The 12728-nt window shown below is 63.9% G+C and carries 14 protein-coding genes; 7 read left to right on the forward strand and 7 right to left on the reverse strand.

Annotation, left to right across the window (positions count from 1 at the left end; translation table 11 throughout):
• Nucleotide 1: 1 nt before the first annotated feature.
• Nucleotides 2-1369 (forward strand): phosphonate ABC transporter, permease protein PhnE, encoded by a 1368-nt coding sequence (gene phnE / locus ACVMIM_RS32025; RefSeq protein WP_476116927.1) that lies wholly within the window; start codon nucleotides 2-4, stop codon nucleotides 1367-1369.
• A 173-nt stretch (nucleotides 1370-1542) separates the two neighbouring features.
• Here phnE and ACVMIM_RS32030 read toward each other — a convergent pair whose 3' ends face one another.
• The 6 genes from ACVMIM_RS32030 to ACVMIM_RS32055 form a co-directional block, all read right to left on the reverse strand.
• On the reverse strand, nucleotides 1543-1914 hold the full coding sequence (locus ACVMIM_RS32030; protein WP_476116929.1) for an ISAs1 family transposase: 372 nt from the start codon (nucleotides 1912-1914) through the stop codon (nucleotides 1543-1545).
• The gene (locus tag ACVMIM_RS32035; protein ID WP_476116930.1) at nucleotides 1893-2201 is read right to left on the reverse strand and encodes an ISAs1 family transposase; all 309 of its coding nucleotides are present in this window, start codon (nucleotides 2199-2201) and stop codon (nucleotides 1893-1895) included. Before ACVMIM_RS32035 ends, ACVMIM_RS32030 begins: the two co-directional genes overlap by 22 nt.
• Before the next feature lie 65 nt (nucleotides 2202-2266).
• A complete protein-coding gene (locus tag ACVMIM_RS32040; protein ID WP_476116932.1) occupies nucleotides 2267-2635 on the reverse strand; it encodes a transposase family protein in 369 nt (122 codons plus the stop codon).
• 166 nt (nucleotides 2636-2801) lie between these two features.
• The gene (locus ACVMIM_RS32045; protein ID WP_476116933.1) at nucleotides 2802-3653 is read right to left on the reverse strand and encodes a sugar phosphate isomerase/epimerase family protein; all 852 of its coding nucleotides are present in this window, start codon (nucleotides 3651-3653) and stop codon (nucleotides 2802-2804) included.
• A 223-nt stretch (nucleotides 3654-3876) separates the two neighbouring features.
• Entirely contained in the window at nucleotides 3877-5064 is a 1188-nt protein-coding gene (locus ACVMIM_RS32050; RefSeq protein ID WP_476116934.1) for a Gfo/Idh/MocA family protein, read from the reverse strand.
• Nucleotides 5065-5221: 157 nt separating this feature from the next.
• Nucleotides 5222-6277 carry a sugar phosphate isomerase/epimerase family protein gene (locus ACVMIM_RS32055; RefSeq protein ID WP_476116936.1) on the reverse strand — a complete coding sequence of 352 codons (1056 nt, stop codon included), beginning with the start codon at nucleotides 6275-6277 and terminating at the stop codon, nucleotides 5222-5224.
• A 400-nt stretch (nucleotides 6278-6677) separates the two neighbouring features.
• On the opposite strand from ACVMIM_RS32055, the gene ACVMIM_RS32060 reads away from it, so the two are divergent.
• From ACVMIM_RS32060 to ACVMIM_RS32080, 5 genes are read left to right on the forward strand one after another with little or no spacing between them, the layout of a single operon-like run.
• Nucleotides 6678-7565, forward strand: coding sequence for a sugar phosphate isomerase/epimerase family protein (locus tag ACVMIM_RS32060; RefSeq protein WP_476116938.1), 888 nt, complete (start codon nucleotides 6678-6680; stop codon nucleotides 7563-7565).
• A 57-nt stretch (nucleotides 7566-7622) separates the two neighbouring features.
• Entirely contained in the window at nucleotides 7623-8792 is a 1170-nt protein-coding gene (locus ACVMIM_RS32065; protein WP_476116940.1) for a mandelate racemase/muconate lactonizing enzyme family protein, read from the forward strand.
• Between the two features lie 2 nt (nucleotides 8793-8794).
• Entirely contained in the window at nucleotides 8795-9511 is a 717-nt protein-coding gene (locus ACVMIM_RS32070; protein ID WP_476116941.1) for a FadR/GntR family transcriptional regulator, read from the forward strand.
• Between the two features lie 5 nt (nucleotides 9512-9516).
• Nucleotides 9517-10491, forward strand: coding sequence for a hydroxyacid dehydrogenase (locus ACVMIM_RS32075; protein ID WP_476116943.1), 975 nt, complete (start codon nucleotides 9517-9519; stop codon nucleotides 10489-10491).
• A gap of 46 nt (nucleotides 10492-10537) precedes the next feature.
• The gene (locus ACVMIM_RS32080; RefSeq protein ID WP_476116945.1) at nucleotides 10538-10924 is read left to right on the forward strand and encodes a hypothetical protein; all 387 of its coding nucleotides are present in this window, start codon (nucleotides 10538-10540) and stop codon (nucleotides 10922-10924) included.
• Between the two features lie 21 nt (nucleotides 10925-10945).
• Here ACVMIM_RS32080 and ACVMIM_RS32085 read toward each other — a convergent pair whose 3' ends face one another.
• Entirely contained in the window at nucleotides 10946-12241 is a 1296-nt protein-coding gene (locus ACVMIM_RS32085; protein WP_476116947.1) for an amidase, read from the reverse strand.
• A 118-nt stretch (nucleotides 12242-12359) separates the two neighbouring features.
• Here ACVMIM_RS32085 and ACVMIM_RS32090 point away from each other — a divergent pair, with 118 nt between their 5' ends.
• Nucleotides 12360-12707 carry a GFA family protein gene (locus tag ACVMIM_RS32090; RefSeq protein WP_476116948.1) on the forward strand — a complete coding sequence of 116 codons (348 nt, stop codon included), beginning with the start codon at nucleotides 12360-12362 and terminating at the stop codon, nucleotides 12705-12707.
• The last annotated feature ends 21 nt before the right edge of the window (nucleotides 12708-12728 follow it).

Consider the following 12728-nt stretch of genomic DNA (forward strand, 5'->3'; position numbering starts at 1 on the left):
TATGGCTGCTATGACCGCCTCCGAACTAAGCGCCATCGAAGACCGTCACCCGCAGATATTCCGGCGGCCGGCCTACAAGCGCTTCTGGCCGCTGCTGCTGATCGCGGGCACAGCGCTCTATCTTGCCTATGCTTTGTGGTTCTTCAGCCTGCCGCAGGTGCTGCGAGAGTCACATTGGGAGCGCCTGCCGCTCTTCCTGTCGCAATGGATCAGCTACGACCTCCAGCCGGAATTCCGGCTCGACCAGCCCGAGATCACGCCGAAATATCCGCGCTTCTCGGCGCTTGGCGAAAACCCCGATCCCGATTGGGTGATCAAGAACCCCAACGGCACTTACACCGTGCAGATCGACGGTAGCGCCAAATCCGTCTCCTTCGACAAGACCAGGGCGACGATCACGGCAAATGGCGAAACTGTGCCCATATCGCTGACCGGCGGCAAGCCGGTGGTCACGGGCCCAGTCCCCGACTGGGTGACCGTCCATGACGACGAGATCGTCGCAAAAATGGGCTTTGTCGGCGAGGTGCGGGTCACGGTCGACCGCGTCAAGGTGCGCAAGCGCTTCCTCGGCTGGGCGAATTTCGTCTTCGACACGCGCTCGCCCTTTTTCGGCAAACCATATAGCGAAGTCATCTCGCTGATCGTCTCGGGGCCGGAGCTTAAGCCCGGCACGTCGAATCTTGCCTTGGCCGCCGACAACATCTGGAACAATGCGCAGTGGCAACACGGCGATGTCTGGACGAAGCTGCTGCAGACAATCGTCATGGCCTTTCTCGGCACGCTGCTCGGCGGCATCGTCGCCTTCCCGCTTGCCTTCTTCGCCGCCCGCAACATCACGCCGAGCGGCGTGCTGAGCCAGGTGCTGAAACGCTTCTTCGACTTCATGCGCTCGGTCGACATGCTGATCTGGGCGCTGTTCTTCACCCGCGCCTTCGGCCCCGGACCGCTGGCCGGCAGCGCCGCGATCTTCTTCACCGAAATCGGCACATTGGGCAAAACCTATTCCGAGGCGCTGGAGAACATCGACGACAAGCCGCGCGAAGGCGTGCTCTCGACCGGCGCCAGCGGCATTTTGGTGCAGCGCTACGGCGTGTTGCCGGAGGTGGTGCCGGTCTTCATCAGCCAGACGCTCTACCAGTGGGAATCCAACACCCGCGGCGCGACCATCATCGGCGCCGTCGGCGCCGGCGGCATCGGCCTGAAGCTTTGGGAAGCGATGCGCACCAACTCGAACTGGGCCAACGTCTTCTACATGGTGCTGTTGACGCTGGCCGTCGTGTTCATCTTCGACAACATCTCGAACTTCCTGCGCCGAAGGCTGAGCCGCACGCTGCACGATTACAACAGGCTGCAGGCTGAGCGGGGATAGGCTTGTGACGCAAAGCGCGGGCATCGTGTAGTGCCGCGCCAAGGGTCGACCCCCACTCCGTCGAGCTGCGCTCGACACCTCTCCCCCGATCGACGGGGTAGAGGAAAGGCGCCAAGCTGTTCGAGCCGACGCCTGCCGCGAGGCTCCCTTTCCTCTCCCTCCGGAGGGCAGGGCTATCGCATATGGGTCAGGGCGTGGGTTAGATAGTCATCATTCCAGGCGCATTTCTTGATGCGATGGCTGATGGGGACTTTGTCGGCATCGGCGGCCTGGAGGATATTTTTGGCGATGCGGTTGAGGAGCGCGGTGTTGGCCGGAGCGTTGTCCTTGCGGGCACGGCTCAGATCCTCGTCCAGGTGAACGTCGAGCATCCAATGCAGCCCATTCTCGATTTGCCAATGAGCCCTTGTGAGGTCGAGCGCCCGCTGCGGTGACAGCAGCGTAGAAGCCATGAACAGGCGCGTCAGCGGCTTGGCCTGATTGCGCCGACTGGTGATACGGATGAAGGTTTCATGGCCGGGCATCAGCGGCTCGGCTGCGGCCACAACCTCGGCCCGCCACACTCGTTGCGGCCATGGCTGGTTTCGGTTTGCTCCGCCACAGCGGGAGTGGTTTCGGCCAGCTGTTGTTTGGCGTGAGCTACCCAATGGCGGCGATTTCCTTTAAGCGCGAGCAGGTAGTCGCCGCCGCGCTCGGTGATGGCTTTTGCCATGCGCTTGTGACAGTGGAGCGCATCGGCCGTGACCATTCTGCCCGTAAGATCAATCAGTTCGATGATCTTGAGGGCTGCCTCGACCTCATTCTCTCCCTTCCCGGGCGACACTGCTGCCAAGCATAGCCGTGTCTCGGCGGCAAAGGCCGACACCGTCAGGGGCGGACTGGCCGCAAGACCTCTTCTCATAGGCTCGCCGCAGCGTTGCCGTCGAGCGAGACCACCTCCTGGTATGCCCGCGCGAAGCCTGCCGCAAAGGCGGCGAAGGCCCGCCCAAACGCCTCCGGGTCAAGCAGCCGCAACAGCCGCGAGAAGGTGTCGTGGCTGGGCGCCACCTCAAATTCGATCAACCGCGATAGCGCCTGCTTACGTTCCTGCGCGAACAACGAGAACTCCGTCGCATTGCTCGCGCCGCATAAGCTCGCCGCTATCATCATCACGATCAGGTCGCCAAGCCGATGCGTGGCGTTGCCAGCGCGCGGATCAGGCACCGCGCCGAAATAGCTCTCAAGGCTGGAAATGGCAGTCTCTCCCTCGCTCGACTGCCTGCCCAAAGAATCCTTTCTCAGGCTAACTTCAAGTCCCAAAAAGCCATATGCGATTCCCCTGCTCCGGAGGGGGAGAGGTGGCTCGGCGAAGCCGCGACGGAGTGGGGGAACCACCTGGCAATCGCTTCAAACGCGAATGGAGCAGGCGCCACTATCGCCCGATCGGTGCACCCTAAGCCGCCTTCTTCCACCCATCCCTGATATGCCGATACCCCTCGCGATAAACCGCCTCCGGGCTCTCCGAAAAATCGCGCCAAACCTTCGTCGCCGCCGCCAGATCCTTCAGCGAGCGTCCGAACGACTCGATGGTCAGCCAGTCGTCATAGCCGCTCTTTCGGATGGCAGAAAAGGTTTCCTTCCACGGGATGTTGCCCCGCCCCGGCACGCCGCGGTCGTTCTCCGAAATATGGATATGAACGATGTTCCTCCGGTTGCGCGTGTAGGCGCCGATCGGATCTGCCTCCTCGATATTGGCATGGAAAGTATCGTACATCGCCCGGATGTGCGGCCGGCCGATCGCGTCGATATGCTCTGACAGGTCGGCCATGGTGTTGAACAGATAGCATTCGAAGCGGTTGAGCGCTTCCAGCCCGATGGTGACGCCCTTCTTGCCGGCATGGTCGCCAATGGCGCGCTGCGAGGCGACCGAGCGCTCCTTCTCCGCGGAAGTCGGCCCGCTACCGGAAAAGGCGCCGAGCGTCGAATGCAGCGGCCCGCTGAGTGTGTTGGCGCCAAGGGCGGCGCTGCAGTCGATCGCCCATCTCATGTAATCGATGCCGGCCTTGCGCGTGGCGCCATCCGGCGAGATCAGGTTCATCGCCGGATCGCCCATGGCCGAGACCGCGGTGCGCTCCAGACCGATGCGGTCGAGCATTTCGCCGAGCTTTTTGTAGTCGTCAGGCGCCCCGACAAAGACCGGTATCTCGACGCCATCGAAGCCGGTCGCCTTGATGTCCTTCAGCAGCGCCTCGTGCTTCTTCGAGACGCTGGTGGTCCATAAGAACATGCAAATGCCGATTTTCATCGACACCCCCTTCCCACTTGCGGCCAGCCATTTTGGCTGGCAGGCCACACTCCCCCTCATCCGGCCGCTTCGCGGCCACCTTCTCCCCGGTGGGGAGAGGAGGTCGGCGCCGGCGTTGCTTGTCTCCTCTCCCCTCGGGGAGAGGTCGGATTGCCCCGAATTGCTCTTCGCAATTCGGCTGGCAATCCGGGTGGGGGGACTCCCTTGGACGACGCAGCCGTCCCTAGAGCTTCGTCCACGCCCCGTTCTTCTTCGACGACTTCACGCAGGCCTCGATGAAGGCCATGCCTTCGACGCCGTCCGCGATCGTCGGGAAGACCACATCCTTGGCCGGCTTGCCGCCCTTCCTGCGCGCCGCGCGGATGGCGCGGGCGGCCTCCTGGTAGATGTTGGCGAAACCTTCGAGATAGCCCTCCGGATGGCCGGACGGCACGCGGCTGACGCGCGCGGCCACCGGCATCGCGCCGGCACCTGCCCGCGTCAGAAGCTGCTTCGGTTGGCCGAAGGGCGTGTACCAGAGATAGTTCGGGTCGGCCTGCACCCATTCCAGCCCACCCTTGGAGCCGTAGATGCGCAGCTTCAGCCCGTTCTCATGGCCTGGCGCCACCTGGCTCGCCCAGATCATGCCCTTGGCCGGATGCTTGTCGCCGACCGGCTTGAAGCGCAGCATGACGTTGACATTGTCGTCGAGCTGGCGTCCCGGCACGAACGCGTCGAGATCGGCCGACAAGGAATCCAGCTCCAGTCCCGACACGAAGCGGGCAAGATTATAGGCATGCGTGCCGATGTCGCCGAGCGCCCCGCCGGCGCCCGCCTGCTTGGGGTCGGAGCGCCATGAGGCCTGCTTCTGGCCGGTGGCGGCGAGGTCCTCGGTCAGCCAGTCCTGCGGATATTCCGACTGCACGATGCGGATGTCGCCGAGCATGCCCTTGGCCACCATCTCGCGCGCCTGCCTGATCATCGGATAGGCGGTGTAGTTGTGGGTGAGCACGAACACCTTGCCGGTCTTCTCAACAAGCGCCGCCAGCTTCCTGGCTTCCGCCAGCGAGGTCGCCAGCGGCTTGTCGCAGATGACATGGATGCCCGCCTCGAGGAAGGCCTTTGCCGCCGGGACATGCACATTGTTGGGCGTGACGATCGCCACCGCCTCGATGCCGTCCGGACGCTTGGCTTCAGCCTTGGCCATCTCGGCATAGGAGCTGTAGCTGCGCTCCGGATCTAGCCCGAGTTCGGCGGCGGAAGCCTTTGCCCGCGCCGGGTCCGACGACAGCGCGCCGGCCACCAGCACGAAGTCATTGTCCATGCGCGCTGCGATGCGGTGCACTGCGCCAATGAAAGCGCCCTGCCCGCCGCCAACCATGCCATAGCGGATCGGGCCGCCTCCCGCTTCCGACTTCGATGCGCCGACCATTTTTGTCCCTCCATTGTCTGAGATACCCCTCCCCCTTGAGGCGAGGGTGTCCCGCAGGGCCGGGTGGGGTCGATAGGTGCCGAGGTCTACGCCCGGCGACCCTCCCCGATCCGCAGCGCGGATCGACCCTCCCCTCAAGGGGGAGGGAACGCAAGTGTCAAATCCCCATCATCGCCCGCAACAGCTTCTTGTCGGTTGTGCCGGCGGCGAAATCGTCGAAGGCCTTCTCCGTCACTCGGATGATGTGGTGCTGGATGAAAGGCGCGCCCTCGGCCGCGCCGTCCTCGGGATGCTTCAGGCAGCACTCCCATTCCAGCACCGCCCAGGAACCGTAATTGTACTGGGTGAGCTTGGAGAAGATGCTGCCGAAATCCACCTGCCCGTCGCCCAGCGAACGGAAACGGCCCGCCCGGTTCACCCAGCCCTGGTAGCCGGAATAGACGCCTTGCCGCCCGGTGGGGTTGAACTCGGCGTCCTTCACATGGAACGCCTTGATGCGCTCGTGATAGATGTCGATGAACTCGAGGTAGTCGAGCTGTTGCAGCAGGAAATGCGACGGATCGTAGTTGATGTTGCAGCGCTTGTGCCCGCCAACCGCGTCTAAAAACATCTCGAAGGTCGCGCCGTCGAACACGTCTTCGGAAGGATGTATCTCGTAGCCGACGTCGACGCCATTGTCCTCATAGACATCGAGGATCGGTCTCCAGCGCTTGCCGAGTTCGTCGAAGGCTTCCTCGATCAGTCCGGCCGGCCGCTGCGGGAAGGGATAGAGGTAAGGGAAGGCCAACGAGCCGGTGAACGAGACTGAAGCGTTCAGCCCCAGATTGCGCGATGCCTTGGCGCCGAACTTCATCTGTTCGACGGCCCATTCCTGCCGTGCCTTGGGATTGTTGTGCACCGATGGCGGCGCGAAGCCGTCCATCTGCGCGTCATAGGCGGGATGCACCGCCACCAGTTGGCCCTGCAGATGCGTCGACAATTCAGTGATCTCGACGCCGGCGTCAGCGCAAATGCCTTTCACCTCGTCGCAATAGGCCTTCGACGACGCAGCTTTCTTCAGATCAAAGAGGCGTCCGTCCCAGGTCGGGATCTGCACGCCCTTATAGCCGAGCCCTGCCGCCCATTTGGTTATCGAAGCCAGCGAATTGAACGGCGCGGCGTCACCCGCGAACTGCGCCAGAAACAGGCCGGGACCCTTCATCGTCGTCGGCATCGACATCCTCCCTCTTTGTTTTCGCGAACCAAGCATAGCGTCGATTGGAGCGAGGGCCAGCCTGTTTGGTCGGTCCTATCGGCATCTGAACGCTATGTCATTCTGGTATTACCAAATCCCGTAATTCGGTCAAGCGCCGGAAAACCTCGAAGGAGGGGGCGACCGGCAATCAAAAAAGCGAAATTACCTCGTTAAATCATGAAATTGACCGAGATGCGGAGCTTCCAATGCCCACTTCTTGCCGCGCATGAAAATTTGCTGTAGAGGTCATGGCAGGCCCAATTGGTCGAACCAGTTTCGAGGAAAATGCTGGCAACGCCTTGGGGAGGAAACGTGCGGCGGCCTCTGTCGGAGGCGTCGCGGGTAAAATGTGACAGGCGAATTCTGGGAAGGATAGACCATGCATCTTTCGACGCACAATTGGATGCGGGCGGAGCCGCTCGAAGTGACGCTAAAGCGCATCAAGAAGTTTGGCTACGAATCGATCGAGATTTCCGGCGAGCCCGAGCAATACAAGACCAAGGAGACGCGCGCGCTTCTGAAGGAGCACGGCATTCGCTGCTGGGGCTCGGTGACGCTGATGCTGGGCGAACGCAACCTCGCCGCCAAGGACCAGGGCCAGCGTGAGCGTTCGGTCCAATATGTCAAGGACGTGCTGACCATGGTGAGCGAGCTCGACGGCGAGATCATCACGCTCGTGCCCGCGACCGTCGGCAAGGTCGTGCCGGACGGCACCGAGGCGGAGGAATGGGGTTGGGTGGTCGACGCCACGCGCGAATGCTTCACCCATGCCAAGAAGGTCGGCGTCAGGATCGCCGTCGAGCCGCTCAATCGCTTCGAGACCTACCTCTTCAACCGCGGCGCCCAGGCGCTGGCGCTCGCCGATGCGGTGAGCCCTGAATGCGGCGTCTGCCTCGACGCCTACCACATCCACATGGAGGAATTTAACGTCTATGACGCGATCCGTCAGGTCGGGAAGCGCCTGTTCGACTTCCATGTCGCCGAAAACAACCGCTTCGCCGCCGGCCTTGGCCAGATCGACTGGCCGAAGATCGTCGGCACGCTGAAGGAGATCGGCTATGACGGCGCGCTGACGAACGAATTCGTCGCACCCGTCGACCGCACGCCGGCCGCGCCCTATCCGGAGATGGTCGAGCGCAATCCGGTCGACATCTCGCCCGAGCAGCTCAAATTCATCCAGGACCACGGCTCCAGCTTGCTCACGGAAAAGTTCTACACCGACCAGATGCGCATCACCGCTGAAACGCTGCTGCCGCTGATCAAGTGACTTGCGACTGAAACCTGTCCCTTCCGCCCAGCGGGCGGAAAGGACCGAAGGAAAAACATGCGCATCAAAAGCGTCCAGGCCTGGTGGGTTCGTATCCCGATCGAAGTCGCGAAGCAGCATCGCAGCGATTTCGGTCAGGTGACGACGTTCGACGCCGCCATTGTGCGCATAGAGACCGATGACGGCCTGGTCGGCTGGGGCGAGGGCAAGAACGCCGCCGGCAGCGCCGGCAGCTACGGCGCGCTGGTCCACATGCTGAACCACGAGATCGCGCCGCAGCTCATCGGCCGCGATCCGGCCGACATCGGCATCATCTGGGAGATGCTCTACAATGGCGTGCGGCATGAGACGGCGGCGCATGCCGGCCATGCCATGCCGCAGCTGGCGCGGCGCGGCATGAGCGTGGCGGCGATCAGCGCCGTCGATATCGCGCTCTGGGACATCCTCGGCAAGGCGCTCGGAAAGCCGGTGTGGCGGCTGCTCGGCGGCCGCAAGGTCGAGCGCATGCAGGCCTATGCCTCGGGCGGCTGGGCCGCCGCTGACGCGATCGGCGAGCAGTTGAAATCCTACATCGCCAAGGGTGGCTTCAAGGCGCTGAAGATGCGCGTCGGCGCCATGGACGGCGCCCCGCATATTTCGGCCGCGCGCGTGCGCGCCGCGCGAAAGGCGATCGGCCCCGACGTCGATCTGATGGTCGATGCGCACGGCACCTATACCGTCGCCGAGGCCAAGCGCTTCATCAAGCTCACTGCCGATCTCGACCTTGCCTGGTTCGAGGAACCGGTGATCGCCGACGACAAGCCGGGCATGGCCGAGGTGCGCGCCTCCGGCTCGACCCCAATCGCCACCGGCGAGAGCGAGGCGACGCGCTATGCCTTCCGCGACCTGGCGATGCAGAAATCCGCCGACATCTTCCAGCCGGATCCGGCATTTTGCGGCGGCATTAGCGAGGCGATGAAGATCGGCACCATCGCCAGCGCCTTCAACCTGCGCTTCGCGCCGCATCTATGGGCCGGCGCGCCCTGCTTCTTTGCCGGGTTGCATGTGTGTGCCGCCTCGCCCGCCAGCTTCATCATCGAATATTCGCTCGGCGCCAATCCGATGATCCACGACCTGGTCGAGGAGACTGTCGAAGCGAAGGACGGTATGATAGCGATCCCTGAAAAGCCTGGATTGGGATTCACCATCTCCGAGCGATTCCTGGAGGCGCACGCGCAACGTATTTGACGATGAAAGAAAAGAACCTTCTCGCGGAACTTGCCGCTTATCTCTTCTCCAACTCGGACAAGGAGTCCGGCCGCACGCCGTCGGAACGCGAGTTGGCGGAACATTTCGGCGTCAGCCGCGGCCAGATCCGCGAGGCGCTCGCCATCCTCGAAGCCATGCGCATCGTCGAGCGGCGCGCCAAATCCGGCATCTATATCGACACCAAGCAGGCGAGCGTGGAAGCGTTGGCGCTTTTCGCCCGCGCCGGCCTGCCGCTCGACCCCGTGCAGATCTACGAAACCGTCGAATTGCGCAAGATCCACGAGATCAAGGCGGCCGAGCTTGCCTGCTCGCGCGCCACCGAGGAGAACTTCGAGCGCCTGCGCGAGATCCTGAAAGCCTCGGAAGAACGCATCGCCGCCGGCGAAGGCCTCGCCAAGGAGGACCGCGAGTTCCACCTCGAGATCGTGCGCGCGACCAAGAACAGCGTCTTCCACAACATCTGCAGCGTCTATTATCTCATGGGCGAGCAGCGCTTGCCGATCTATTTCAACGACCCCGAACGCAGCGTGCGCTCGCATGCCGAGCACATCCAGATTTACGAAGCGCTGCTGCGCCGCGACGGCAATCTCGCCCAGGCCTTGATGAATGCCCATCTGCAGGGCGCCGAGAGCTACTGGAAGGGGATCATCGAAGGCCGCGGAACGGAATCGAAAAGCCCGGCGCTCGAGAAGGCTTGAGTTCGGTGCGCAAGATACTCTCGACGCACCCGCTGCATCCGCGCGCCACGGCCATGCTGGCCGGTGCCGGGCGGCTTGCGATCGCTTCCGCGCTCGATCCCAAGACGCTGACCGATGAGGCCCGCGACGCCGACATCGTCATCGTGCGCGCGCCGCTGCCGCCGGAGCTGTTTGCGGGTGCTTCGAATTTGCGCGCCGCGATCCGCCACGGCGCCGGGCTGGACATGATCCCGGTCGAGGCCGCGACCGCCGCCGGCGTGCTGGTCGCGAACGTGCCTGCCGTCAACGCCCGCTCGGTCGCCGAGCATGTGATGTTCACCGCCCTTGCCCTGTTGCGGCGCTTCCGCGTGATGGACCGCGACCTGCGCGCCAAGGGTTGGCTTGCCGGGCGCGAGCATGCCAATTCGACCAGCGAGCTAGCCGGCAAGACCATCGGGATCGTCGGCCTCGGCGCCGTCGGCCAGGCCGTCGGCCATATCGCCGCGCACGGCTTCGACCTCAATGTCGTGGCGACGACGCGCAGCCTGCGCCCGGCGCCCGAGCGTGTCGGCTTCCTGTCGATCGACGCGCTGGTCGAGCAGAGCGACATCATCGTGCTCTGCTGCCCGCTGACGCAGGAAACGCGCGGCCTGCTCAGCCGCGAGCGCATCGCCCGCATGAAGCCCAACGCGCTGCTGATCAATGTCTCGCGCGGCCCGGTGGTGGACGACGAGGCGCTGATCGAAGCGCTGCAGCAGGGCCGTATCGGCGGCGCTGCGCTGGACGTTTCCACCCAGCCGCTGCCGCCCAACCATCCCTATTTCGGCTTCGACAATGTCATTATCACCCCGCATATGGCCGGCATCACAGAGGAATCGATGATGCGCATGGGCGTCGGCGCCGCCGGCGAGGCGCTGCTGGTGCTCGCCGGCAAGCTGCCGGTCAATCTGCGCAATCCGGAAGCCGTCGAGCACTACCGGCGGCGCTTTCCGGCCAGCTGAAGTCCGCGCCTCAATTTTCGCCGATTTGGCGGCGACCTTCACCGTCATGGTCAAGCACCTCGCGGAAATCCTGGTTCCGATAGCCGGCATCTGCATCACCGCAACGGGCGCTCGAGCGGATCAAGGCAGGTATGTGCCCTGCGACAACGGCCTACGCTGCGTGATGGCACCGTGCCCTTCGAACAGCGCGCTCGACCTCGCCACCGGCAAGATCGTCAAAGGTGTGTGGATCGACGTTGACTGCCTGCCGCAGCAGGACAAGGCGCTCGATCTCCCGGATAAGCTCTATGCCGGCAAGGTCGTCGTCACAGGCACGATCGCAAACCGGCCGCATACCTTCAACGGCAAGCAGTACAGCCTGCCGACGCTGACCGCGACCGGTATCGAGCGTGCGGCGAACGACAGCGAGCGCGCTCAGTGCTCGGCGCGCTAAGGCTCGCGCCTCGCGGCGCATTCAACCTGCAAGCAAAGCCTCAACGGCCGCCGCGATGGACAGAAGCCGGCGATCATCCCCATGCTTGCCCACCAGCATTAGCCCAGTCGGCAGTTTCGTGCCCGGCATCGGCAGCGAGATGGCGCAGAGATCGAACTGGTTGGCGACTTGGGTATTGCGCAAAAGCAGCCCTTCCGTCCTGTCGCGCAGCGCTTCGTCGCCGGCCACGGCGGCAATGGACGGCGCGACCATCGGCACGGTCGGCAGAGCCAGGAGATCGACCGCCTCCAGCCGGTCCGCCATGGCCGCCACCAGCTCGCCGCGGCGGCGGATCGTGCGGATATAGGTCGAGGCCGGAACGGTGAGCGCACGCGACAATGGCCCGGTGACATGCGGATCGATCGGCATCGAGGCACCGCTTGCCAACCAATCGGCATGCACTTCCGCGCCTTCCATGGAGGCGATCGTGCCGCGCCTAGTCGCCGCGCGCATCTCGGCGATGAGATCGTCGATGGACAAATCGTGAGCGCGGGCGCCGCCCTGCCCCATCCTGTCGATGCAGACCTCGAAAGCTCCGGTGACCTTCGCTTGCGTCTCGCCGAAAAGCACGCCGCGCGGAATGCCGATGCGCAAGCCGGCGAGCGAGACCGGCCGAAGGGCCGCCGGCTCTTCTCCGGCCATGATCGCCTCAGCAATGGCGCAATCGGCAACGCTACGGGCAAGCGGGCCGATCGAATCCAGCGTCATCGACAGCGGAAAGGCGCCGGCCAAAGGCACACGCGGCGCCGTCGGCTTGAAGCCGACGACGCCGTTGAGCGAGGCGGGGATGCGCACCGAGCCGCCGGTGTCCGATCCGATCGAGATGTCGCTCGTGCCCTCGCCGACCGCGACGCCCGCTCCCGATGACGAGCCGCCCGGGATCAGGCCGGCGTCGGCGGCATTGCCCGGCGTGCCGTAATGCAGATTATCGCCGATCGCGGTGAAGGCGAACTCGGTCATGTTGGTCTTGCCGAGGATGACGGCGCCGGCCTGGCGCAGCCTTTGCACGATCACCGCGTCCCGCGCGGCGGGTGCGGCGCCGGCGCGGATCAGCGACCCGGCCGTCGTCGGCTCCCCGGCGACGTCGAACAGGTCCTTGATCGAAACGATCCGACCGTCGAGCGGCCCAAGGCTGACGCCGGCCTTGCGGCGGGCGCCGGATGCATCGGCGGCTGCGCGCGCCGCCTCGGCATACAGCTTCGTGTAGACCCTCTCGTCGTCCGCGCGATTGGCAAGACGTGACAGGATGTTTTCGAGGCGGTCACGGATGGATTGCATTTTCGATGTCGGGCCTTGCAAAGTTGCAACGTCTTTAGGCACGGCCCGATGTTGGGCCGGCGCAAGAGATAAACCGGCAAGCGTGCCTTTGCACCCTGCCAGCGATGGGAAGATGCTGATGCTGTACAAAGGCAGCTGCCACTGCGGCAAGGTGGCGTTCGAGGTCAAGGGTGAAATCGGCGGCGTGGTGCGCTGCAACTGCTCGATCTGCCGGCGCAAGGGGGCCCTGTTATGGGCCGTGCCGCACGAAAGGCTCAATCTGGTCGCCTGGGGCGACGATCTCGGCCGCTACACCTTCGGCAAGGCTCAAATCGCGCATCGCTTCTGCCGGACCTGCGGCATTCATCCGTTTGCCGAGGACGTAAGCGAAGACGACGGGCGCACAGCTTACATCAACATCAATTGCCTGGACGATATCGACATCGCGGGCATCGAAGTGTTCGAGTTCGACGGCCGCTCGGCCTGACGCTTTTGTCTTTACGCAGTT

The sequence above is a fragment of the Mesorhizobium sp. USDA 4413 genome (assembly GCF_056280365.1).

Bases quoted from the DNA above. Each gene is read 5' to 3' on its own strand.
- ACVMIM_RS32060 (WP_476116938.1), top strand. From the start codon at position 6,678: ATGCATCTTTCGACGCACAATTGGATGCGGGCGGAGCCGCTCGAAGTG.
- ACVMIM_RS32065 (WP_476116940.1), top strand. From the start codon at position 7,623: ATGCGCATCAAAAGCGTCCAGGCCTGGTGGGTTCGTATCCCGATCGAA.
- ACVMIM_RS32070 (WP_476116941.1), top strand. From the start codon at position 8,795: ATGAAAGAAAAGAACCTTCTCGCGGAACTTGCCGCTTATCTCTTCTCC.
- ACVMIM_RS32055 (WP_476116936.1), bottom strand. From the start codon at position 6,277: ATGCCGACGACGATGAAGGGTCCCGGCCTGTTTCTGGCGCAGTTCGCG.
- ACVMIM_RS32080 (WP_476116945.1), top strand. From the start codon at position 10,538: ATGGTCAAGCACCTCGCGGAAATCCTGGTTCCGATAGCCGGCATCTGC.
- phnE (WP_476116927.1), top strand. From the start codon at position 2: ATGGCTGCTATGACCGCCTCCGAACTAAGCGCCATCGAAGACCGTCAC.
- ACVMIM_RS32045 (WP_476116933.1), bottom strand. From the start codon at position 3,653: ATGAAAATCGGCATTTGCATGTTCTTATGGACCACCAGCGTCTCGAAG.
- ACVMIM_RS32050 (WP_476116934.1), bottom strand. From the start codon at position 5,064: ATGGTCGGCGCATCGAAGTCGGAAGCGGGAGGCGGCCCGATCCGCTAT.
- ACVMIM_RS32090 (WP_476116948.1), top strand. From the start codon at position 12,360: ATGCTGTACAAAGGCAGCTGCCACTGCGGCAAGGTGGCGTTCGAGGTC.
- ACVMIM_RS32085 (WP_476116947.1), bottom strand. From the start codon at position 12,241: ATGCAATCCATCCGTGACCGCCTCGAAAACATCCTGTCACGTCTTGCC.